The sequence below is a fragment of the Nostoc sp. DSM 114159 genome (assembly GCF_053470285.1).
On the sequence record NZ_JBPFEH010000001.1, the window covers coordinates 1,260,482 to 1,284,414 of the forward strand.

21 protein-coding genes are annotated in these 23,933 nt (G+C 40.8%); 15 read left to right on the plus strand and 6 right to left on the minus strand.

Annotated elements, in window-relative coordinates; genetic code table 11:
- Positions 1 to 19: 19 nt before the first annotated feature.
- The 4 genes from ACR5KR_RS04925 (at position 20) to ACR5KR_RS04940 (ending at position 5,073) form a co-directional block, all read left to right on the plus strand.
- A complete protein-coding gene (locus ACR5KR_RS04925) occupies positions 20 to 817 on the plus strand; it encodes an aspartate/glutamate racemase family protein (protein ID WP_448265691.1) in 798 nt (265 codons plus the stop codon).
- Positions 818 to 828: 11 nt separating this feature from the next.
- Complete coding sequence (locus tag ACR5KR_RS04930; RefSeq protein WP_448265692.1) at positions 829 to 1,839, plus strand: hydroxyacid dehydrogenase; 1,011 nt, start codon at positions 829 to 831, stop codon at positions 1,837 to 1,839.
- Positions 1,840 to 2,065: 226 nt separating this feature from the next.
- The gene (locus ACR5KR_RS04935) at positions 2,066 to 4,093 is read left to right on the plus strand and encodes an ABC transporter ATP-binding protein/permease (protein WP_448265693.1); all 2,028 of its coding nucleotides are present in this window, start codon (positions 2,066 to 2,068) and stop codon (positions 4,091 to 4,093) included.
- Between the two features lie 299 nt (positions 4,094 to 4,392).
- Positions 4,393 to 5,073 (plus strand): SDR family oxidoreductase, encoded by a 681-nt coding sequence (locus ACR5KR_RS04940; protein WP_448265694.1) that lies wholly within the window; start codon positions 4,393 to 4,395, stop codon positions 5,071 to 5,073.
- Here the strand turns inward: ACR5KR_RS04940 and ACR5KR_RS04945 are convergent.
- Positions 5,063 to 5,224 (minus strand): hypothetical protein, encoded by a 162-nt coding sequence (locus tag ACR5KR_RS04945; protein WP_448265695.1) that lies wholly within the window; start codon positions 5,222 to 5,224, stop codon positions 5,063 to 5,065. The two genes, ACR5KR_RS04940 and ACR5KR_RS04945, sit on opposite strands and share 11 nt — an antisense overlap.
- A gap of 110 nt (positions 5,225 to 5,334) precedes the next feature.
- Positions 5,335 to 5,475, minus strand: coding sequence for a hypothetical protein (locus tag ACR5KR_RS04950; RefSeq protein ID WP_448265696.1), 141 nt, complete (start codon positions 5,473 to 5,475; stop codon positions 5,335 to 5,337).
- Between the two features lie 366 nt (positions 5,476 to 5,841).
- Between ACR5KR_RS04950 and ACR5KR_RS04955 the strand changes: the two genes are divergently transcribed.
- The 7 genes from ACR5KR_RS04955 (at position 5,842) to ACR5KR_RS04985 (ending at position 11,855) form a co-directional block, all read left to right on the plus strand.
- Entirely contained in the window at positions 5,842 to 7,089 is a 1,248-nt protein-coding gene (locus ACR5KR_RS04955; protein ID WP_445627521.1) for a bifunctional sterol desaturase/short chain dehydrogenase, read from the plus strand.
- Positions 7,090 to 7,658: 569 nt separating this feature from the next.
- Positions 7,659 to 8,987, plus strand: a complete 1,329-nt coding sequence (locus ACR5KR_RS04960; protein WP_448270096.1) for an IS4 family transposase — start codon at positions 7,659 to 7,661, stop codon at positions 8,985 to 8,987.
- A gap of 457 nt (positions 8,988 to 9,444) precedes the next feature.
- Complete coding sequence (locus tag ACR5KR_RS04965; RefSeq protein WP_445627520.1) at positions 9,445 to 9,828, plus strand: nuclear transport factor 2 family protein; 384 nt, start codon at positions 9,445 to 9,447, stop codon at positions 9,826 to 9,828.
- Between the two features lie 311 nt (positions 9,829 to 10,139).
- A complete protein-coding gene (locus tag ACR5KR_RS04970; protein ID WP_445627519.1) occupies positions 10,140 to 10,367 on the plus strand; it encodes an SDR family NAD(P)-dependent oxidoreductase in 228 nt (75 codons plus the stop codon).
- Positions 10,368 to 10,874: 507 nt separating this feature from the next.
- A complete protein-coding gene (locus ACR5KR_RS04975) occupies positions 10,875 to 11,120 on the plus strand; it encodes a hypothetical protein (protein WP_445627518.1) in 246 nt (81 codons plus the stop codon).
- A 137-nt stretch (positions 11,121 to 11,257) separates the two neighbouring features.
- Entirely contained in the window at positions 11,258 to 11,695 is a 438-nt protein-coding gene (locus tag ACR5KR_RS04980; protein ID WP_445627517.1) for a nitrogen fixation protein, read from the plus strand.
- Positions 11,696 to 11,705: 10 nt separating this feature from the next.
- A complete protein-coding gene (locus ACR5KR_RS04985; RefSeq protein WP_445627516.1) occupies positions 11,706 to 11,855 on the plus strand; it encodes a Nif11-like leader peptide family natural product precursor in 150 nt (49 codons plus the stop codon).
- Positions 11,856 to 12,023: 168 nt separating this feature from the next.
- Here ACR5KR_RS04985 and ACR5KR_RS04990 read toward each other — a convergent pair whose 3' ends face one another.
- Both ACR5KR_RS04990 and ACR5KR_RS04995 read right to left on the minus strand, forming a co-directional pair.
- The gene (locus tag ACR5KR_RS04990) at positions 12,024 to 13,367 is read right to left on the minus strand and encodes a cytochrome P450 (protein ID WP_445627515.1); all 1,344 of its coding nucleotides are present in this window, start codon (positions 13,365 to 13,367) and stop codon (positions 12,024 to 12,026) included.
- A 48-nt stretch (positions 13,368 to 13,415) separates the two neighbouring features.
- Entirely contained in the window at positions 13,416 to 14,057 is a 642-nt protein-coding gene (locus tag ACR5KR_RS04995) for a TetR/AcrR family transcriptional regulator (protein ID WP_448265697.1), read from the minus strand.
- A 115-nt stretch (positions 14,058 to 14,172) separates the two neighbouring features.
- Here ACR5KR_RS04995 and ACR5KR_RS05000 point away from each other — a divergent pair, with 115 nt between their 5' ends.
- The 4 genes from ACR5KR_RS05000 (at position 14,173) to ACR5KR_RS05015 (ending at position 20,629) form a co-directional block, all read left to right on the plus strand.
- Positions 14,173 to 15,543 carry an HlyD family secretion protein gene (locus ACR5KR_RS05000; RefSeq protein ID WP_445627513.1) on the plus strand — a complete coding sequence of 457 codons (1,371 nt, stop codon included), beginning with the start codon at positions 14,173 to 14,175 and terminating at the stop codon, positions 15,541 to 15,543.
- Positions 15,544 to 15,756: 213 nt separating this feature from the next.
- Positions 15,757 to 17,820, plus strand: coding sequence for an ATP-binding cassette domain-containing protein (locus ACR5KR_RS05005; RefSeq protein WP_448265698.1), 2,064 nt, complete (start codon positions 15,757 to 15,759; stop codon positions 17,818 to 17,820).
- 256 nt (positions 17,821 to 18,076) lie between these two features.
- Positions 18,077 to 19,144, plus strand: a complete 1,068-nt coding sequence (locus ACR5KR_RS05010) for a DMT family transporter (protein WP_445627511.1) — start codon at positions 18,077 to 18,079, stop codon at positions 19,142 to 19,144.
- A gap of 324 nt (positions 19,145 to 19,468) precedes the next feature.
- Entirely contained in the window at positions 19,469 to 20,629 is a 1,161-nt protein-coding gene (locus tag ACR5KR_RS05015; protein ID WP_448265699.1) for a peptidoglycan-binding protein, read from the plus strand.
- A 476-nt stretch (positions 20,630 to 21,105) separates the two neighbouring features.
- Here the strand turns inward: ACR5KR_RS05015 and ACR5KR_RS05020 are convergent, their stop codons facing one another.
- Together ACR5KR_RS05020 and ACR5KR_RS05025 are read right to left on the minus strand one after the other, a co-directional pair.
- Entirely contained in the window at positions 21,106 to 21,561 is a 456-nt protein-coding gene (locus tag ACR5KR_RS05020; RefSeq protein ID WP_448265700.1) for a DUF2141 domain-containing protein, read from the minus strand.
- Positions 21,562 to 21,877: 316 nt separating this feature from the next.
- Positions 21,878 to 23,431, minus strand: a complete 1,554-nt coding sequence (locus tag ACR5KR_RS05025; RefSeq protein WP_448265701.1) for an ammonium transporter — start codon at positions 23,429 to 23,431, stop codon at positions 21,878 to 21,880.
- Between the last annotated feature and the right edge of the window lie 502 nt (positions 23,432 to 23,933).

A 23,933-nucleotide genomic window follows, 5' to 3' on the forward strand; every position in this document is an offset into this window, starting at 1 on the left:
ATTGTTTTGGAGAAAGTTTATGAATAAAAAACTACCAGTGCTTGGGGTTTTAGGCGGAATGGGGCCTGTAATTACCGTTGAATTCCTTAAAACCATTTATGAATACAACCAGTATATCGACAACGAACAAGAAGCACCCAACGTTATTGTTTTCTCACTTCCCTCTGCACCAGATCGCACAACTTCAGTTCATAGCGGAAATGAAAGAGAATTCATTGATTTTGTGCAAATACATTTAGAAAAACTTAATCAATTAGTCGATCGTATAGTGATTGGTTGTTGTACTGCTCATTATGCTTTGGCTCATCTTCCAGAGGATCAGACTAATAAAGTAATTTCCTTAATTAAAATTGCAGACCAACAACTGCAAGAACATGATGAGCCGGCCCTTTTATTTGCAGGTACAGGTACTTACAAAAAAAAATTATTTGAGCGAGGTTGTACTGCTGCAAATCGGATTATTTCTCCAGATGAAAAAGATCACCGCTTGATTCATGAGATGATTTTTAAAGTACTAAAACGAGGACAAAACCCACTAACAATTCTTGAAGACGTTCAACATTTGTTAGATAAATATAATACTCGTTCCTTTATTTCTGGTTGTACAGAATTTCATATCCTTGCCAAATATCTCAAGCTTAATGGCATTGATTCTATTCAAGCGATCGACCCTTTAACTACCATTGCCGAAAACTTATCTCAGCTATTAGAGTCAGCCACATCTAATTCTAGTTTGCTGACAGAAACAATGAAATTATCTCAGCAATTTCATTCATCAACTGTTGAGTCTAAAACATCTTTGTATCAAATAAGTTAAGGTTAATTAAGATGACAGCTATTTTTCCTCAAACTTCCCCAGCGACTACTAAAAATCACAAGATTCTTTTAATTGGGAGAATGTATCACGAAACAGGTGAAAAGCTTCTAGAAGAATACACTAATATCGAGATTATCAAAGAACCAACGCAGCATCAAATCCATGAAGCTATTCAAGACGTATCTGGCGTATTTGTCCGTTATCCTGCTAAATTAGATGCCGAAGCGATTCGATTAGCAAAAAATTTAAAAGTTATTAGTACCTCTGGATTTGGCACTGATGCAATTGATATTGCGGCTGCAACACAACAGGGAATTGTCGTAGTTAATAATCCTGGGTTATCAACAACTGCTGTTACAGAACACACGATTTCCATGATTTTAGCACTTGCTAAAAAGCTTACTTTTCTCAATCAGTGTGTCAAAACAGGAAACTACTTGATTCGTAATCAGGTACAACCAATTCAAGTCGAAGCAAAAACCCTTGGTATTGTCGGTTTGGGAAGGATTGGTAGTGCTGTTGCTAAAATTTGTAGTACAGCATTTCAAATGCGAGTTTTAGCATACGATCCTTATGTCCCAATCAGTAAAGCAGAAGCAGCCGGTGCAACCTTAGTACAAGATTTAGACTACCTACTTACTGAATCTGACTTTGTATCTTTGCATCCTGAGTTAACTGATGAAACTTATGAAATGTTTGCTTTAGAAGCTTTCAAGAAAATGAAGCCTACTGCTTTCTTGATCAATACATCTCGTGGAAAGGTAGTTCGCGAACGAGATTTGGTTACAGCCATACGCGAAAAGTTGATAGCAGGGGCTGCAATTGATGTGTTTGAGCCTGAACCCCCATCTCTTGATAATCCTTTATATGAGTTTGACAATATAATTTTGTCCCCTCATTTGGCTGGAGTGACACCTGAAGCTGGTATGGCTGCTGCACTTTCCGCAGCTAATCAAATACTTCAAGTGCTTCAAGGCGAGAAGCCGCCTTACATTGTCAATCCTGAAGTTTGGAGTTCGTAATTTTTCATCCCAGAACAAAAGTAATGCTGGGAATTTATCATTGAATTGCTTTGCTATATTTCTATAACTAGAAATATAGCAAAATTATTTTATGATATGATGATTTTGTTTAAATAATCAGGATTAATACTGCATTTTTTTATTTTCTAGCTATAGCTAATGAAATAAAAAACAATATTTTACAAAAATTTATCATCCTAAAAATTATTTTTATAAGAGGTATAATATGCAAGCTCAAGTTATTTCTAATCAACCTTCAAAAAATACTTCTTTCCTTTCTAATTTTACTCAATTTTGGGAGGATGTAAAAGCGATCGCTAGTCCTTACTGGTTTCCAATAGAGCCAGGGCAAAGAGCATTTTCAGATGTAATTCAAACATGGGGGATGCTCATTCTCCTAATCTTATTAATAATTGGGCTTGTGGGCGTAACTGCCTTTAATAGCTTTGTCGATCGCTATTTAGTCGATATCATTATTCAAGATAAAGATACTTCTAAGTTTTTTAGTACGTTATCACTTTACGCCCTTGGGCTGCTCTTAATCACGTTCTTGACAGGATTTACTAAATTTGTCAGAAAAAAAATTGCCCTTGATTGGTATCAATGGCTCAATCAGCAGATTTTAGAAAAATATTTTAGCGATCGCGCTTATTATAAAATCAATTTTAGCTCCGATATTGATAACCCAGACCAACGTCTATCTCAAGAAATCGAACCTATTGCCAGGACTGCTCTCAATTTTTCAGCTACTTTGTTAGAAAAAATCCTGGAAATGGCGACTTTTTTAATAATTCTTTGGTCAATTTCCCAATTTGCTGTTGCATTTCTACTTACTTATACGATTATAGGCAATTTGATTGCTGTTTACTTGAGTCAAGAATTAGATAAGATTACTCAAGAAGAACTTGAATCTAAAGCTGATTATACATATAGCCTAACTCATGTTCGTAATCATGCTGAATCTATAGCTTTCTTCCGGGGAGAAAACCAAGAATTAAATATCATTCAGCGAAGATTTAATAATCTTTTTCAAAATTCTGAAAGCAAGATTAATTGGGAAAGAAATAAAGATATTTTTAATAGAGGATACCGCTCTGTAATCCAAATTTTTCCATATTTAATATTTGCACCTGTATATATTCGAGGTGAAATTGATTTCGGACAAGTTAGCCAAGCAGTTGTAGCTTGCAGTATGTTTGCTAATGGTCTGGCAACATTAATAGATGAATTTGGAACTTCTGGACGATTTTCGAGTTATGTTGAGCGTTTAGCTAATTTTTCAGATGCTTTAGAAACAGTAACTAAACAACCAGAAAATGTCAGTAACATCAAAACAATCGAAGAAAACCGTCTGGCTTTTGAGGATGTTACCTTACAAACGCCCAACTACGAGCAGCTAATCGTTGAAGACTTATCATTGTCTGTTCAACCGGGAGAAGGTTTATTGATTGTTGGGCCGAGTGGTCGAGGTAAAAGTTCTTTATTGAGAGCGATCGCAGGTTTGTGGAATGCAGGGACTGGTCGTCTGGTGCGACCTCCCCTAGAAGAAGTTTTATTTTTACCTCAACGTCCTTATATAATTTTGGGAACTTTGCGCGAACAGTTACTTTATCCTAATAGAAATCGTCAAATGACCGATGCAGAACTCAAAGAAGTATTGCAACAAGTAAACCTGCAAAACTTGCTAAGTCGAGTTGATAGTTTTGATACAGAGCTTCCTTGGGAAAACATATTATCGCTAGGAGAACAACAACGCCTTGCTTTCGCACGCCTATTAGTGACTCATCCTCATTTCACGATATTAGATGAAGCAACAAGTGCTTTAGATTTAAAGAACGAAGGTAATTTATATAGACAATTACAAGAAACGAAAACAACGTTTATCAGCGTTGGGCATAGGGAAAGTCTATTTGATTATCATCAATGGGTTCTAGAGCTTACACAAGATTCCAGTTGGCAACTTTTGACTGTGAAAGATTATCGGATTCAAAAAACAGCTATCTATACCTCTGTAGAAAAGAGCCGCGTTAGCACAGACAGTTTACCTAATAATGAATCCCAAAATCAATTAGAAAGATTAACTCAAAAAGTCATAAGTGAAGGATTTTCTCATCAGGAAATGGCTGAATTAACTTTTTATTCTATTAAAACTATTAGAAGTAAGGCAAGCAAAGGCGAATCGATTACTGCCAGAGACGGCTTTACCTACCGTTATGATAAAGATCCTGATGTGCTGAAATGGGTCAAAGTTTAGCAATAAGTTGTACTAGCTGACGGAATGCAGTTAATCGGGACTCTTTTTTACGCTCGAAGTCAATTTCTATATCTTTAACAATCATTCGGGAAATATTTTTTTGCGATTATAAGTGTTATAATTATGAGGTTTTGTACCAAAGGTTCATACAGATACTCATGTGGTAGATGTGCATATCTCTAGAAAAGCGGACAAAGGTAAAATCCGATCCCAATAACCCAGAATTTATCCTGACAACACGAGGTAGTGGTTATTTTTTACTAGGAATTATTTCTTGCTGTCAGGAATAGCAGAAAAATATGACTAAACTCATCTTGATTACAGGCATAAGCAAAGGTCTAGGTTATGCCATGACCGAGGGTTTTATTCAACAAGGACATACTGTTATTGGTTGCGCCCGTTCATCAGATGCTATTGATAAAATACGCCAAAAGTTTAGTGCGCCCAATGATTTCACATCTGTAGACGTGGCAAATGAACAGCTTGTAAAAAAATGGGCCCAAGACATACTTCAAAAATATGCACCGCCAGATATAGTAATTAATAATGCGGCAATTACTAATTACCTAGCACCTTTGTGGGAAATACCATCTGAAGAATTTTCCGATCTGATAGATATCAATATCAAAGGAGTAGCGAATATAATTCGCCATTTCGTACCAGCAATGGTGAAAAATAAACGGGGTATTATTGTTAACTTTAGTTCTGGTTGGGGACGTTCTACTTCAGCCCAAGTTGCACCATACTGTGCTTCCAAGTGGGCAATAGAAGGATTAACTCGTTCTTTGGCGCAAGAATTGCCGACTGGGATGGCAGCTATACCCCTAAATCCGGGGATTATTCATACAGATATGCTCTCTATTAGCTTTGGAGAAGAAGCTGCTAATTATACACCCGTGTCCGATTGGGTATTGAAAGCTGTTCCGTTTATTCTCAATTTAAAACCCAAAGATAACGGGATTTCCTTGACTATACATTAAAGAGTGAGCTTAACATCCAATCAAATCTTGTTCCAGCCAGTGCCATGTTATCTAAAATATTAGAATCCAGTTCATCCTCATATTCAACATTTTGATCCAGTGATTGACCTTTGCTATAAATGCGTCTGCCATAACCGAGCCGGCTGAACATTTCCTGTAATCGATTTGCAAGCAAGGTAGCAATCACTCGATAAAATCGAGAAGCAAAACCTATATCCTGTTGTAATTTTGCTGCTAATTGTTGTTATATTACACCTCTTGCTAGGGCGTAAGTAGATTTAAGTTCATCCTGCCAGCTATCTGACCACTGGATGCGATCGCTTCAAACCCTTCTGCTTCTAAACTGTCTAAAAATATATCTCGGCTTTCTGGCTCATCTTCAATCACTAAAATTTTAGTCATAGTGTCCCCTTGATGTTCAGCGTCAGGTGAATTATGAATATTCATAGACTTTCTGGCTGTCCTGTTGCAGAGATTGTCACTCCACTGGTAGGGCAATTGCGTAGGTACAACTTGTTGGGTCATGCACACTCGAATTGCATTAGAAGTTATAGTCCAGACTTCTCAACAAGATTTGGCAGATGTGGCTGCAAGTGCAGGGGCAGAATTTACCTGAATACGCTGTAACTAATTCGTAATTGGGCATTGCTTATTTCTCCTTATCCCCTTGTCCCCCATTCCCTTTGATTTGAATTTGCTCTAAACTCGACCTGAACGTACCTTTATCAGATCGTGAAGAATGATTAACAAAAACGAGTATAGACAAACATGATAAAAATGCTAGCTGAAAACTTGATAGGAATTGAGACAAGCTTACAAATTAATTGGGTTTGGCTAAATGCCAGCTTACAGTTTGCTAGTTGGGCACTCTTCTCACTTTTACTTGCTGAGATATTGAGAGACAGCTACCATGCTTTGTGTCACCAAGTCAATTGGCTTGCTAAATGGCACAACAAGCACCACATGGCTTATCGCCGCGATTTATCGATAGTTTCTCTGAAAGTTTATCAAGAATCGCAGCTTTATCACGACATTTTAGAGTCGAGTCTACTGCTGGTGGTATTGGTAGTCGTTGCCTTAATTGTCCAGCAAATGGGGTTATGGCTAGGAGTAGCTTACGCTTGCACCTTTTTGTATGGCGCGTCTGTGCGATATTTTCAAGGAAAAATTGATACAGATTACAACCACCTACCCGGCCCTTTAGAGACAATTCCATCCATTTGGTGGGTGAATCGGTCTTACCATTGGCGACATCATTTTGATGATGTTAACGCCTACTACAGTGGCGTCTTTCCCTTAGTTGATAAAATTCTGGGTACAGGACTGTCTCTCAAAGGTAAAACCATCGCTTTAACTGGAGCATCAGGAGCGTTGGGGCAAGCGTTGGCAGCTGAACTTGTCAAGAATAATGCTAAAGTCGTGGCATTAACTACTAATCCAGAAAAATTAGTAGAGCTTGGGGTAAAAGTGGTTTCCTGGCAGTTGGGCAATGAAGCTAATCTGAAGGATAGTTTAGAGAAAGTAGATATTTTAATTATCAATCATGGAGTCAATGTCTACGCCAGCCGCACATCGGAGGCGATCAATTCCTCTTATGAAGTGAATACCTTTTCAGCATTGCGGTTGATAGATATATTTTTGACAACTGTAACAGGGCCACAAGCAAAAGCAACCAAGGAAATTTGGGTAAACACTTCTGAGGCTGAGGTTTCTCCAGCACTGAGTCCGCTTTATGAACTCAGCAAAAGAGCGCTAGGAGATATTGTTACGCTCAAGCGTTTGGATGGGGATTGTGTCATTCGCAAGTTAATTCTTGGCCCGTTTAAGAGTCAACTGAATCCTTATGGAGTGATGTCTGCACAGCAAGTTGCTCGTGCGATCTTATTTTTGGCGCGGCGTGACTTCCGAAATATTATTGTGGCAATAAATCCTCTCACCTATCTGCTGTTTCCCTTAAAGGAAACGAGTACGTCACTATACTATCGAGTCTTCAGCCAGACAGCAAAAAGTGAATAAGACTTACGCAAATAATAGTCGAAAAGAATGATTTTCAGGTAGTAGTTTGTCAAGTTTAAATTGATAGGTAAGCAAGTTTGTGGTAATGACTTTAGTCCTTATTTTCTAAGCACTAAAGTGCTTACTACAAACCCTCAAAAGTGAAAGTGAGAGCCTTAGCCGTATCGGTATCGAACACCTACTGCTTCAAAGATACAAAGGTGGAGACTATAGGAATCCGGTTTGATTCGGAGAATTTACTTGTGTGGTGCGCGTTCGCAAAGCGTCTCGCACAGAAGCGCAGCGCAAGCGCGATAGGCAGGGAATAGGGAATAGGGAACAGGAAAGAAAGCTTTCTAAGAGGTTGTTTAAAAAGTCGTGATTGATGTATCAAATATTTTTTACCCCTCCCTAACCCTCCCCTTATAAAGGCTACGGTGTACACACAAGTCCAAGTAAAGTAATAAGGGAAGGAGTTGTGGGGAGAAAAAGGTGATGGAAAATCCAATCAAAAGACACGCGCAAGCAGTTGAGGGAAAAGCATTTGGAGACCCGCGACTCTCTAAAAGGGGGCAGCATTGTACGAAGCTTTGGGAAAAAATCAATCAGTGAGCATTCGCCAAATAAGTAAAAATAGAGCCGAACAAGTAGGATACTATCGGTTTTTGGAGAATGAGAATGTGACAGTAGGGGAATTAGTGCGAAGCCTATCAGACGAATGCGTAACTCATGTAGAAGGAAAGCATATATTAGCTATCAGTGATACAAGCGAAATTAACTTGCAGTCTCATGTAGGCAGGTTGAAAGCAAAGGGTGTCGGTGTAGTCGGAAACAACACGGATGTAGGATTTTATATTCATCCAACACTAGTATTAGATGCAGCAAATGGATTTCCCTTGGGGATAAGTACAGTACAACTGTGGACGAGAGATATTAACCATCAGGATAAGCATGAGCGCAATTACAGCCGATTACCAATAGAAAAGAAAGAATCATACAAGTGGCTACGTTCTGCCGAAGAAACGCAAAGATGTTTAACTATTGGCAATGCCAAAATAGTGACTCACATCGCCGACCGCGAAAGCGATATGTATGAGGAATTTGCTACAGTCCCAAATCAAGACAATCATGTGTTGGTGAGAGCGCGCATTGACCGTCGCCTTGTGGGAAAAACCCAATCACTTTATACATACTTAAATGAACAGCCCAGTGAGGGTACTTATACAGTCAATGTGCCGTCAGATGCACGCCAAAGTAGAACAGCAAGGGAGGCATTATTAATTGTTCGCCGTGCGGTAGTGAAAATTCAACGTCCAGATAAGTTGAATGGGCAAGATTATCCCCCTAGTGTGACACTTTACGCAGTGGAAGCAGTTGAAGTCAACCCACCATCAGGTCAAGCACCGATTCATTGGCGATTACTCACTACCCACCAAGTCGTTTGTTTAGAACAAGCACTACAGGTGATTCGATGGTACACATGGCGATGGCGAATTGAACAACTGTTTGCCACACTCAAAACTGCCGGATTAAATCTCGAAGCCACCCAATTAGAGTCGGTTACCGCCATTCAACGATTAACTATATTAGCCTTGTCTGTTGCTGTGCGAATTTTACAACTGATTGGTGGACGGGATCATCCTGATTTACCGGCAAATATTGCTTTTTCTCATGAGCAACAGCAATATTTATCTACTATTGCTCCTACTTTAGAAGGTAAAACTCGACTGCAACAAAATCCCTATCCTCCTTCAACTCTTGCTTGGGCGACTTGGATTATCGCTCGGCTTGGTGGTTGGTCTGGTTACAAATCCCAAAAACCTCCCGGTATTACTACTTTGAGCCGCGGACTTGAGCAATTTGAATCCACCTTTTTTGGCTGGAAGCTCGCTCTGGGCAAACTTGTGTGTACACCGTAGCCTTATAAAGGGGAGGGAACCAGATTTTTCTTGTTTCCCCACTTTACAAGGCTTTCAAGGGCAGGCTTTTAGGCTTTCGATAAATAGTTGAGAATGTTCTCAATTATTGAACGTAGTTTTAAGTTCTCAGACAATGGTTTTGGTTTTAAAATCCCAAAAATTTGTCTAATCAAAAAAACCTGCCCCAGAAAGCCTTTACAAGGGGGGACTAAGGGGGGTGATTTTAATCACAGTCAAACACTTTTCAAACATCCTCTAAGGTGTACTGAGTTTTTTCACCCAATCAAATATGAGTCCTATATATATAAAACAACCTTCCTTACAATAGAAGAATTAAAAATGGGAAATCCTGGAAATAAACCTGACATCAGGCATGATAGTGTCGATAAAAAAGCTTCAGCTAAACTCTGTACAATAAATTGTTAGTCCTTACTGCATCTGGTTCACCATACCTCTTATGTCAGATCAAAGAGCACTCCTAATCGAACTGCTCCGTGCGGCTTACGCAGCCTTCAACGCGCGAGACATTGACGCTGCCCTTGCCCTCATGACTTTGGACGTGGTTTGGCCGAGAGCGTTCAAAGGCGGTTTTGTCCGTGGGCCTGAAGAAGTTCGCGCTTACTGGACGGAGCAATGGAGCGAGATCGATCCGCACGTCGAGCCGGTTTCCTTTTACTTGGAGGAGGGCGGGCGCATTTTGGTCGATGTGCATCAGGTCGTGCGTGACAAGGCTTACGCAGTTCTTGCCGATGAACACGTGGGCCATCGATTCACCTTTGAACACGGCTTGATTCAAGCTATGGAAGTCTGTCCACTTCCATCGTCCACCCCAAAGGCCTAACCATGCGCTCCTATCAAACAGGCATTTCTAGGGCGGCCTTCTTCTGTATCCGGGGTGAAGTAAGCATCCGTACAGAAAGTTACGCCCTTGGATTTGATCGTCGGCTGCTTTTAATCCAAGCGTGAGCTATGGAGAAACCTGTACCAATTGAAGTGTGATTTGAATTTTGCCAATATTTTTGATTTTATTTTCGGCGTTGCTGAATCGAAGTATGAATCATGCGATCGCTCAAATTCATACTTCAATTATGCAACGCTAAATTGCACAGAATTAACAAGGTACACCAAAGGTGAAAAAGAAACGGTGTATTATTGTTAACTTTAGTTCTGGCTGGGGACGTTCGACTTCAGCTAGGCGTTGCACCATACTGCGCTTCTAAGTGGGCAATCGAAGGATTAACTCGTTCTTTGGCACAAGAATTGCCGAATGGTATGGCAGCTATACCCCTCAATCCAGGTATTATTCATACAGATATGCTTTCTATTAGCTTTGGAGAAGAAGCTGCTAATTATACACTTAAACTCAAATGTATTAGATAGGCTATTTTCTCAACAACATTTTTATCCAACAATGGGTTGATGAAATCATGTGTGCTTGCCCTTATTAAAGAAGTTATCTGTTAACGTTAACACTGAAAAACTGGGAAAATTGAATACTTAAAAACCGGAAAAAGTGGGAAAAGTGGGAAAGGTAGGAAGATTTTAAGTTACAACAAAATAATAGAATTTTAGTGTTAATATTTTATGAAACCTTAAAGGTTGTTTAGAAAGTCGTAAAGTATATTAAAAATCCCTCTCTAAATCTCTCCCCTTAAAGGGGAGAGACTTTTCAACTCTCACGATCTCGCAGTAAACTAGGGGGGGAATTACCAATTTTTTGATGTTATTAAAAATACTTTCTAAGCATCCTCTAAGTAGAATGTGGCGAAGTAAATAAAGCATTTATTGAGAGTTTTATCTTCAATATATTATGTGATTACTTTATTTTGTCATACTCCCCAATGAGCAGTAAACTGAAAATAAAATTAGTGAGTGGGAATAATCAAGATGAAAAGAGAAAACAGAGAGTACAACAATCAAACTGAAATTCATGATTTGATTAATGAAGCAGTAAACAATGCGTTAGCACGTAGAAATCAAATTCCAGATGCAAGCGAAGGTTTATCAAGTTTATCTGATGAAGAAGTGGCAAATATTGTAGGAGGTAAAACTCAACCTGCGATCGCAGGTTTTAAATCTGTTTGTCCTCCTCCAATAATCGTGGGACTGATTGCAACAGATACTAAAGCTTAGATATTGACAGGACTTACGCAAAATATGTCGTAAGTAGCAGTAATTCATGAATTACCACTACGGAATAATAGGCTTTTCAATTATTTTTGCGTAAGTCCTGATTGAGTAAAAAATCATCTTCGCTAAAGCTTCAAATCATGGAAATTCCTGTTGATAAGACTACACTGTGTCCTAGTGCTAGACCAGAACTGGCAGACAGTATAGTCTTTGGTATAGTTGGCAAAAAAGCGAGCCAAGCGCGTGTAACTTATCTCAAGCAGCCACTACCTGTTACAGATGAACTGTTAGCAAAAGCTAGCCCAGTTACACCCACTGAAATTTTTCGCACTGCTGCCCCTTGTGCATCAAAAGATTGTCAGCATTTTGACGGTAAAGATTGTCGTCTAGCAACGAGAGTTGCAGAAAAATTACCTGCTGTAGTAGAAGAACTTCCTCCCTGTTTTATACGAAGAGATTGCCGTTGGTGGCAGCAAGAAGGCAAAGCAGCTTGTCTGCGTTGTCCACAAGTTATAACCGACAATTATAATCCATCCGAGTTAATGCATGAAGTTGCTCTACCTGAAGTAGTTATTTAAGGAGAAAATTATGTCTCTTAAAAATGTCAGAGCTTTCTATGAAAAGCTAGTTAATGATGAAGCTTTTCGTACTCAAATGCAACAATTTGAAAGCAAGGATGAATCTACCAGACTAGTCAAAGAAGCTGGTTATGATTTCACTCTAGAAAAATTTGAATAATATACAGCTAAACTAACGTGAGTTCGATGAACCTCTCCCCAATCCCTCTTGGAGGCGGAGAGGGGCAGAAATATTCTTAGTTTCTAACGAAAAAATTAGGGTTTCAAAGCCTCTCGAAGAGTGGGGGAGAGGAATGGAAGTGGGGTTTTTAGAGCCGTCGAACTCACGTTAAATAAGTTTTTTAATAGCCATCATCCGAACTCCACCATTCGGAGCAAGGGTAAATCCACGTCGTTGCAGTTTAATAGGTTTATTTTCTACTAAAGTAAGTTGATAATTAGATAAAACTGTTGCGAGGACTAATTTAATTTCTAACTGAGCTAGGGCATATCCTAAACAGCGCCGACTTCCACCACCAAAAGGAATGAACTCCCAAGGGGAATACTGGCGTCCTAAAAAACGTTCGGGATTAAATTGTTGAGGATTAGGATACAAGTCTTCTCGGTAATGCAAAAGGTAGATACTTGGCATTAAAGTTGTGTCAGGAGGAAACTGATATCCGGCAATATTTATGGATGATTTGGTAATGCGTGGGAAAAGCCCTGGAAGGACTGGATACATCCGCAGGGTTTCTTGGCAAACTGCGCTTAAGTAAGGAAGTTGAGCAATTTCCATCGGGTTTGGATTTTCTCCCAAGCTGTCGAGTTCCTGCTGCAATTTTGAGAGGACATCTGGATTTTGGTGAATTTGATAGAAAGCCCAGGCTAGCGTTGTTGCAGTAGTTTCATGTCCAGCAAATAAAATTGTCAGCAATTCATCTTTTAATTCATCGTCGGTCATTGCTTGCCCATTTTCATCCCGTGCTGCCATCATTAAGCTCAGAACATCACCCTGGTGATTGTTCTTTGTTCTTTTCTCTTCAATTTCTGCTTGAAGTAGCTGATAAATATAGTTTTGTCTACTTTTCATCTGCCCCCAAGGAGTCCATTTTCCCCAATCTTGTTGTAGGAATCGGAAAAATAGCATACTAGAGCGCAAAGGAGAATCAGTCATATCCAACCAACTAGTTAGTAGAGGTAAAATTAGTTGATAGCGTTCCCCTTCACTTAAACCAAAGACAATTTGTAAAATTACTTCTAGACTAACTTTCTGCATGGCAGAACGAGCCACAAAAGGTTGATTGATTTGCCATTGACTGGCGATTTGCTCGGTAATTAAGCAGATTTGTTGAGCATAAGTCTGTAGCCTTTCTCCATGAAAGGGAGGCATTAATAATTTTCGTTCTCGTCGATGCCGGGGACCATCTATTAACATGAGAGAATTTCGCCCAATCAGAGGCTCTGCAAGTTTATTACCACGACCAATATCAAATTTAGAATCTTGACTGAAAATTTCTTGAATGGCTTGGGGATGACTAAGAATTACATAAGAACCGAGTCCAGCTAGTTGCATGGAAAAAATATCTCCATACTCTTGACTATACTTTTGCTGAAATCCAATCGGATCGGCAATCCATCCGATCAGTTGCCACCATGAAGGGCTAGTAATGCAATTCGGTAATTGACTAAGCATAATATTTTACTTGTGATTTCACTCGATCATCTCAAACAAATACACCCATTATCCCTGAGTAACCATATTTAAGGACTGGCTCATAACCGCATTTATTAAGCTATCTAGCAAGCGATCGCGTGATAAAGATGTAAGTTCTTTTCCATACAACATCTCTTGTAAAATCACGTAAGATACCAGCGAACCAAAAAAAATATGAGCCATTGCTTCTGGATCGGTGATTCTTAATTCTGGATGAGATCCGAAATACTGACTCAGCATTTGCCGACCGCGTAGCACAACGGTTTGAGTATAAAGTTTGGCTAGTTCTGGAAAGTTTTGTGACTCGGTGATAATCAAACGCAATAATGCCAAATAATCGGGATTATCAGCGACTTCGGTTAAATAAATTTTAGCAATTTGACGCAAAAAAATCGCTGGTTCGCCATGTAAATTTTCTGTGCAAAAAATACTTTGAAAACAAGCAAGGGTCAACCGTTCTATCAACGCTTTAAACAGCCCTTCTTTATCTTGAAAGTGACTGTATATTGTTTGCTTAGATACTCTAGCCGCCGCGCTAACACGATCCATACTTGTTCTAGCGTAACCCTCCTTCAAAAATACCTGTATGGCTCCTTGCAAGATTTGCTCCTGCTTGGGAGCGATCGCAGGTAAAGTATTTTCTAGGTGGAAAGTAGGGTTTATAGGCATGAAAAGTAAACTTTTTGACTTATATCTTGTCTTATCATACTAGACAGTCTAGTATATGACACAGAATTCAAAGTTTTCAATTTACAAAATATTTTTCACAATCCAGGGTGATACCATGACTCAGACTATCCCAACATCCCCGGAAAATTTCAAAGATGCAGTATCGAAGCAGCAAAACCGCAAGAAACCGATCCTTTTACCGATTGGGGTGCTGCTGGTGGCTGGTGGTATTGGCTACGCGGTGTGGCGCTCTCAACCGCAAGTATCACCAAATGTACTGCAAGTTAGTGGACGGATTGAGGGTTATGAAACCGAGATCGGGATCAAGCGTTCTGGAAGAATTGAGACAATTGCCGTGCGGGAAGGGGCAGCAGTTAAAAAGGGGCAAGAGTTAATTAAGTTAGACGACACAGACGATCGATTGCTGCAACAACAACTACTTGGTAGTCAAGCGAGAGTGACATCTGCTAGGTATGATGAACAACAGGCAATTTCAGATGTAGAGCGAGTCAGTAGAGAAATTCAAGAAATTAACAGCCAAATTAACGAAGCCAAACTGAATTTACAGCAGTCTCAAGGAGATACCCAAGGAAGAATTGAGCAGGCAAAAGCAAATGTCGCAGCAGCCCAAGCCACATTAGTGCAAGCACAGGCACAAGTTAAACAGGCAGCAGCAGAAGTTAATTTAGCAAAAATCAACCGCGATCGCTATGCCCAATTGGTAAAAGAAGGGGCAGTCAATCAACAACAATTCGATCAAGCCCAAACTACTCTAGATACCGCGATCGCAACCCTAGAAGCACGAGTTGCAGCAGTTAATGCCGAACGCCAGCAATTAAAGGCTACATCAGGAGCGTTAACTCAAGTTAATACTACAGGTTTCAATCCTGATATTCGCAACGCCCAGTTAACAGCTTTAGTTAGAAAGCAACAGCAAAGTTATGCTCAACTTAAATCTGCACAGGCAAAAGTCAACTCTGCCCGTGCCAAAGTGAAAGATGCCCAAGCATCAAATCAGCAAATCCTTACCCAGATTGCAGACTCCAAAAAAGATTTAAATGTAGTTAGTCCTTTAGATGGAGTAGTGACAGCCCGTAATGTCGAACCAGGTGCAATAGTTAGCAGTCAGACTAATATTTTGACAATTGTTGACCCCAAAACAGTGTATTTTAGAGGTTTTATTCCCGAAGGCGATATTGGCAAAGTGCGTCTAGGACAAACAACAAAAATCTTCATTGATTCTGCACCAAAAAAACCATTAGAAGGTAAAGTAATCTCCATCGATCCGCAAGCTTCATTTACACCAGAAAATATTTACTTTCAAAAAGATCGAGTCAGGCAAGTAGTAGGAATTCGGATCAAAGTTCAAAACCCTGATAGCTGCTTTAACCCCGAAAAACCTTATAGGGAATCAGATTTACCCTGCGCCAAAATGGGGATGCCAGCAGATGCCGAAATTAATTTGAAGGCAGGGGGTAGGGGGTAGGGAGCAGGGGAGCAGGGAGCAGGGGGCAGGGGAGCAGGGGGCAGGGGAGTAGGGAGCAGGGAGCAGGGAGCAGGGAGCAGGGGGGAAATATTTAGCATTTTTAAGATAGTCCCGATTAAAAAATTTCATTGCCAACTATGAAAAAGGTATCTTCGTGTACACTCCATCCTCTGAAACCATTACACCACTTTTCAAGCTAGGACGCTGAAGGGAATGAAACAGCAAATTACTACTTTCTCTCGAAACTTACCTCCATCATCTAGTTTGCTAACCACAACCACAGCAATTGAAGTTCGCGGTTTGCACAAGCACTATGGAAACTTAGCTGCTGTGCGAGGAATTGATTTGAGTGTCTACAAAGGTGAAATGTTTGGACTAATTGGCCCTGATGGTGCGGGGAAAACTAGTACATTTCACATTTTGGGCGGTGTGATGGAAGCAACCGCAGGAGAGGTGCAAATATTTAATCAACCTGCACGAGATGCCCGATTAATAACAGGTTATCTTACTCAACAGTTTTCGCTGTATTTGGATTTGAGTATTGATGAAAACTTGCGTTATGCAGCAGGGTTGCGGCAAGTAACAGATGATTTATTAAGAAAACGCCGCAATAAATATTTAAAATTAATGAATTTAGAGCGATTTGGCGATCGCTTAGTGGGACAACTTTCTGGTGGGATGAAACAAAAGCTGGCGCTGTGTTGTGCTTTGGTTTCGCAACCAGAAGTATTGTTATTAGATGAACCTACCACGGGTGTCGATCCAGTTTCCCGGCGGGAGTTTTGGGATGTACTGGGGGAATTATCAGCCGAGGGGATGACAATTGTAGTTGCGACACCATATTTAGATGAAGCTGAACGCTGTCACCGCGTGGCTTTGATGTATAGTGGACAAATTCATGAAATTGGCACACCCAAAGAGTTACGGGCTAACTTAGGCTTGCATCGCTTAGAAGTGCGAACAGCCAACCTAGAAGCTACAGAAGAAATACTCTCCCAGGCTACTCAGACAAATATAGTAGATGTGCAAACTTTTGGCGATCGCTTGGATGTCCTCGTTGAAGATATAAATTCTGGCGAAACCCAAGTCCGCGAACTACTGCAACAACATCACTTACCTTCTCCCAGTATCGAATATGGCGAACCCACATTAGAAAACGTTTTTGTCATGCGCTTGCGACAACAAGGTTCTGCACCGCAATTTTTTCCATTTCCTCGTTATCGGAAGAGGGGAGCAGGGGAGTGGGGGAGTAGGGAGCAGGGAGCAGGGAGCAGGGAGCAGGGAGCAGGGGAGCAGGGGGACAATTCAGCACGGGCTAAACGCCCCGCTTCCGCTAACAGCACTCAGCACTCAGCGCTAGCAATATATGCTCGCAACCTCAGCCGTGTTTTTGGCAAGTTCCAAGCCGTTAAAGATGTCAACGTCGAAGTTCGCTATGGGGAAATTTTTGGGTTGTTAGGTGCTAATGGTGCTGGCAAAACCACCACCATTAAGATGCTGTGTGGATTACTAGGAGCAAGTGGCGGTGAAATTTCCTTGGGTGGTGAAACAGGAAATCTACGTAGTGCAGACTTACGGCGACGCATTGGTTATATGAGTCAAAAATTCACTCTTTACGACGATTTAACTATTCTGCAAAATCTCGAATTTTATAGCGGAGTTTACGGCGTACCTCGCAAGCTTCGACGGGAAAAAATTGATTGGGTAATCGCTACCTGCGGCTTAGAAGGACAAGCAAATATGATTACAGGGCAGCTACCAGGTGGTTGGAAGCAGCGAGTTGCTTTCGGTGCTTGCGTGATGCACGAACCAGATATTTTGTTTTTAGACGAACCAACATCAGGGGTAGATCCGTTGGCGCGTCGCCAGTTTTGGAAGCTGATTAATGATTTCGCCCGCAACGGTACAGCTATTTTAGTGACAACGCACTATCTAGAAGAAGCTGAACAGTGCAACCGCATGAGTTTTATGGTTGCAGGAGAAACCGTCGCTGAAGGTTCACCCAGTTCTGTCAAAGCCTCGCAGCCGGGACAATTAATAGAAATTATTGTCAATCAAAACCAAGTAGCTTCTAAAATACTAAAACAACACTTTGAGTCTTGGCGCGTCTCGATTTTCGCTGATAGTTTACACATTGTTCTCGATCGCCCCGAACAGGAAATAAATCAACTAACTCAACTTTTAAAAGCTAATCAAATTACCATCAATTCTTTACGTCCGATTCCTTTTTCTTTAGAAGATGCCTTTATTGGTATAGTACAGCGATCGCCAAAATAGAAAAAGAGTTATAAAGCAAATCATCCTCCAAAACCCTCAGCGTTCCTCTGCGTTTAATAAAAACACTATGATTTTAGCCAAAGCCATACTTAATATATATGAAACGAATTCTTGCTCAATGTGTAAAATAAATAGCCTTACGGACTTGTAGTGTGGATTTTTCCTTCATTGCTCTTTGCGATCGCAAAACTACATAATTCGGTAAAATTGGGTAAAGCAATTTTTGCGCTTGTTTAACAAAGGCATCAGCAAACCCATGCAACTGAAACTCAGTGCATCTCGACTTCCCTTCGCCCCCCTGTTGTTAATCTCCCCCTTTTTCCTATGGGGGACGGCAATGGTAGCGATGAAAGGAGTGATACCCCATACTACACCGCTATTCATGGCAGGTGTGCGTCTGATACCAGCAGGGATGTTAATTCTGATTGCAGCAGCATTCATGGGTAAACCCCAGCCGAAGGGTTGGGCTGCATGGCTGTGGATTGCCTTATTTGCCCTAGTAGATGGGACGCTGTTTCAAGGCTTTTTGGCAGAGGGATTAGTCAGAACTAGTGCAGGGTTGGGGTCTGTGATGATTGACTCGCAACCCTTGGCTGTTGCCTTGCTGTCGTTGTGGCTATTCCAAGAACAGATTGGTTTTTGGGGATGGCTGGGGCTAGGCTTGGGAGTCACAGGCATTACTTTAATTGGCTTACCTGATGAGTGGATTTTACATTTTCTCGACTCAGGCGCAAATATGACAATCGGCAACTGGCAAGATTTGTTTGCTAGTGGCGAGTGGTTAATGCTATTAGCAGCACTATCAATGGCAGTGGGAACAGTGTTGATTCGATTTGTGTGCCGACATGCTGACCCTGTAAGCGCTACGGGATGGCACATGATTTTGGGCGGATTGCCGCTATGGGGAATTTCATCAGTTGTTGAATCCCAGCAGTGGGAAAATCTGGGAGGAACTGATTTCATGGCCTTGGGTTATGCTACCGTATTCGGCAGTGCGATCGCTTATGGGTTATTCTTCTACTTTGCTTCTAGTGGCAGTCTCACGAGTCTTAGTTCTCTCACCTTCCTAACACCCGTCTTTGCGCTACTATTCGGCAATCTTTTCCTCTCAGAAGTCCTCAGTCCGTTGCAGTGGGTAGGAGTATTTCTCACTTTAATCAGCATCTATCTCATTAACCAACGCGATACTTTAGCAGGACAAAACGACACAGTTACTGTCGGCGAGATAGCTAATATACAGCAACCAGTTTTAGAAGCATCTGCTAAAAAATTGAACCCCATCAGCCTCGCAGTTAAAGAATCGGAACCAGAAATATTACCCTAACTTGTTAAAATAATTCGTAATACTCGCCTTCATGCGAGAAGCAAGCTACGTAATACTTCGGCTACGCGGTAGTTGAGCGTAGTCGAAACTCAGTACAAGTTCGTAATTCGTAATTCAGTGGGGAAATGAGGGGACAAGGGGGTAAACAAAACTCTTAATTCTTAACTCCTAACTCAGCACTGGCTCAACGCCCCGTTGACGCTAATAGCACTCCTAATGCCCCATACCCAATTCTCAATTAAAAATGACAGTTAACATTTGGTCGTCTAGAAGCTATTGTGGTATCGAAGATTTGAAAAGCACCTTCAAGCTGAAACTTGCAATATGAGGCTATGCCCTTCCTCAATTCTGATATTTACCTGTTTTGCTTGCGTGGGTTTTTACCCAAATCGCTCAAATGCAGCTACACCTAACCTAGCACCTGAAATTTTAGAACTTGCACAAGCTAGTTCAACAGTTACTGCTAGTCCAGCTGTTTTGAGATATGGTAGTCGAAAATCAGATGTGCAGAGACTACAAACCCAATTAAAGCAGTTGGGGTACTACAGGGATGTAGTAGATGGACAGTATAACGCCAATACGGAAATCGCTGTCGCTAAATTCCAGAAAGTAAAAGGTTTAAAATTAGATGGGCTTGCTGGCCCGGCGACTCAGGAGAAACTGCAAGCAGCAATAGAGGCGAAAAAGCAGTTGTTCACCTCTCCAAAAGTTACCTCTCCAAAAGTTACTGCTATTGCTCCGACTTCTGCAAATCCCAAAGCACCTGAGAGAGGTTTTGTCTGGTGGTTACTATTTGCCATTGGAGTTCTAGGATGTACTGGCGCACTTTTTTATCTGCTGAGGTTGTTTCAAAAGAGAAAGCAAGTGCAAAAGTCCGAAATATCAGAACCTAAAAGTTTGAGTGAAGCTAACAAAGAACCGATTACACCACCTTTACTGGAGACTGTCACTCATTTACAAACACCTCCTCCACCACCAACATTTTCCGCACAATTACTGTTACCAGAAAAAACTTCCCGTCTTGCTAAACTCAATATCGTTGAGGAATTAATTCAAGATTTACGCAGTTCTGACCCAACCAAGCGGCGCAAGGCTATTTGGGATTTGGGCCAGCAGGGAGATTCGCGGGCAATTCAACATCTGGTTGACCTGATAATTGATGCTGATTCTCAAGAACGCAGCTTAATTTTGGCAGCTTTGTCAGAAATTGGCATCCGCACACTCAAACCAATGAACCGTGCTTTAGCAATTTCAATTCAAGATGAAAGTCCACAAGTGCGGCAAAATGCGATTCGTGACCTGACGCGCGTTTATGACATGATGGGTCAAATGACTCAGATGTTGCACCATGCGCTAGAAGATCCAGATGCCGATGTGCAAGCAACAGCACGATATGCTTTAAATCAGATGAATCGAATACGAATACGTGACTTGCCAGAGCAACAGAGTCTACAGGAAGATTCTGAGAATAATTCACAACAATAGAGATTATATCAAGTTCGGGTGATTACTTATAATAAAATCTATCAATGTAGGTTGGGTTGAACGGCAGTGAAACCCAACATGAACAAGGATCAAATGTTGGGTTTCGTTCCTCAAACGCCACGTGCTTCAAGTCGGGGAACCGCAAGGGCGCAGTGGCTCCCCAACCTACAGATATTATTATAAGTGTTTAACCGAACCTGATATTAGACCTCTTGCAAAAATATATTTTTGCACTTTTAGGGAAAAGGGGAAAGGTTAAAGGGAAAAGATTTTGAGTTTCTTTACCCTTTTCCCCTTCCCCCCGACTTTTGCAAGAAGTCTATTGATGGTGTACCCAATACTTCTCGTTTGTGCATTTTTAATTAGGAATTGGGTTTTGGAAAAGGTTACTGGGTTTGGGTTAAAGATTTTTTCTTCCCCTTTTCCCCAAAACCCGAAAAGTATTGGCAGTGTACTAAGCTGAATCTGCTATCAGCTTAAAAGTATTTCAACTGGATGTGGATATTAGTATCTGGCCCTACTACTAAAAATGCTGCTTCGCTAAATTTAGGCGCTCTTGTGCGAATTTCTGGGTTGCTGGAAAATCCAAAACCTTCCCTTGGTATACCAAAAAGATTGGTATTGAGAGTGCGGTCATTATTTTGATCGTGGAAGACAGCAACGGCGTAACTACCTGCTTTCAAGTTATTAAAGGTAAGTGGTAAGGGATTTTCAGTAATCTTGGTACACTGTTTTTGTAAGACACGATCGCCATCGCTAGGAAATCCTTCACTGCTAGCAAATATACTGGCACAGACTTGTCCTTTTTTATTCTTCAAGCCATCAATTTCTACGGTGAGTTTGCCGTTAAAATTTGCTTTGGCATTAAATGACCATGCTAAATTTCCCATCACTGCCAATAGCAGCATACTAACTCTTAAGCCTTTAAGCATAAAATTTTCACAAGGTAAAATGCGATCGCTAAATTATTGAAGGAGGCAGTGTTTCGACTACGCGGCAGTTGAGCGTAGTCGAAACTCAACAACCGGACAGGAGGTTTTATACCCCCTACTTTTCCCCGCTTCGGTAGAGAAGCAAAATCAGTTCAATCAACTAATGGTGTATTGGTCGCTCAAATTACAGCTATTTTCAGATAAATAGACCACGCGGTAGGAGCGCAAGGCCTTACGCCCCTACGACAGGTGTGGTTCAAATACATGATTTCTGCTGTCAGAATATGCCAGAGGGTGAGCTAAAGAAATATTTTCCCTAATATCTCCCACTTGAGGTTTGTTCATCAGAAAATACCATTGCATCACCTTCTTTAAGAAATCCACTGTAGGCTTCCATACCGTGTTCGCCAATATCTAAACCTTCTAATTCCTCTTCTTTAGATACTCTAATACCTAAAGTAGCTTTTAGTGCCAACCAAAAAATACTACTGAGTAAAACAGTGAACCCACCTACTGAGACAACGCCCAGCAACTGAACACCAAACTGTCCAAAGCCACCACCGGAAAATAAACCTTTTTCTGGGCCAAGTGTATACCAGGTAAAAGCACCAGGGCCAACAGACCATAGACCAACTGCTAGGGTTCCCCAAATACCACAAACTAAGTGAACTGAGGTAGCTCCCACTGGGTCATCAATGCCAAGTTTGTCAAAGAATGTTACAGAGAAAACTACCAGTACCCCAGCAATGAAGCCAATTACTAAAGAACTAGCGACACCTACGTAAGCACAAGATGCTGTAATCCCAACCAAACCAGCCAAAATACCATTGATAATCATTGACAAGTCTGGTTTACCTAAGTACAACCAAGCTGTGATAGTGGCAGCAATTCCACCGCCAGCAGCAGCCATGTTAGTAGTTAGAGCAATATGAGCGATCGCACCAGGATCGGCAGCCATGACAGAACCGGGGTTGAAACCAAACCAGCCCAACCACAAAATCAAACAGCCCAAAGTAGCAATACTCATGTTGTGACCGGGCATTGCTACAACTTGCTTGTCTTGATATTTACCAAGACGGGGGCCAAGAAATGCTGCTCCCATCAAAGCTGCCCAGCCACCTACAGAGTGAACCACCGTAGAACCGGCAAAATCCCAAAAGCCTCTATCTGCTAGCCAACCACCACCCCAAATCCAATGTCCGGTAATCGGATAGGCAATACCTACAAGTAAAAGGCTAAAAATTAGGAAGTCAACAAACTTAATCCGTTCGGCTACTGCACCAGAAACGATTGTTGCTGCTGTTCCAGCAAACACTAGCTGGAATAAAAACTTGGCTGCTAAAGGTACACCAGCCCAATTAATGGCATTGAACACACCTTTATAAGCGTCTGCTGTAGCGGGACTGTTATCTGCTCCTTTTAAGAAAAACCCATTCAATCCAATGAAGTCATTGCCATCACCGAACATGAAGGCAAAACCAATTGACCAAAAGGCAACGGTAGACAGAGCAAATACAATCAAGTTTTTGGAAAGAACATTGACAGCATTTTTCTGGCGACAGAAGCCAGTTTCTAACATACAAAAACCAGCGTTCATGAAGAACACTAAAAAAGCAGCGATCGCTACCCACAGGGTATCAATAGCAATTTTGAGTTCTGCTGTCGTTGGCGCTGCGGCTGGAGTTTGGGCAACTGCGGCATAACCCCAACCCAACACAATCAGACAAGCGATAGGTAAACAAGCTTGCCAACTGGGAGAAAGTCGCTTAATCAAATTAAATCGCTTGACTTTAGAGTTAGATTGTGAATTGATAACGTAATTTTTTGCAGACGAATGCCTATTTTTGGTTTTCGATTTTTGTTTGTACATGAATTTGAGTATTATCCTCCAAATCATCCTTAAAAAAGGTAAAAAGCAGGTTAAGCAGAAAAAAATACTCTCCGAAATTAGATCCAGTAGGTTTTGATATTTTTTCTTTAGACAAATTGTTGAAAAACCAGAAACTCAAATAACCTTAGTAGGAGTTTAAGAAACTATTGGCACATCTGTAAATATTTTTTATAGTTCTTCGTAAGAAATTTATGATGTATTTTCTGGAAGAGTCAAGTCTTTTTAACTTAATCTTTAAATGTTTTAAAAAAATTAGCTGAAAAAGCGCCCAAAATTGTCTGGAATAATGTCAATAAAAAATCAGGTACAAAGAACTACCCTAAAATGGCTCTTTTAAGCTAACAATGTGATTTTTAGCTCTATTCACTATTAAAACTAAAAAACTGTATTTTATGATACAGTTTTTTAGTTTTTGTGATGAAATATAATTCATGATGCAACAAAAAAGTAACTATATTCTTTCTAGCTACCTATTTTCCAA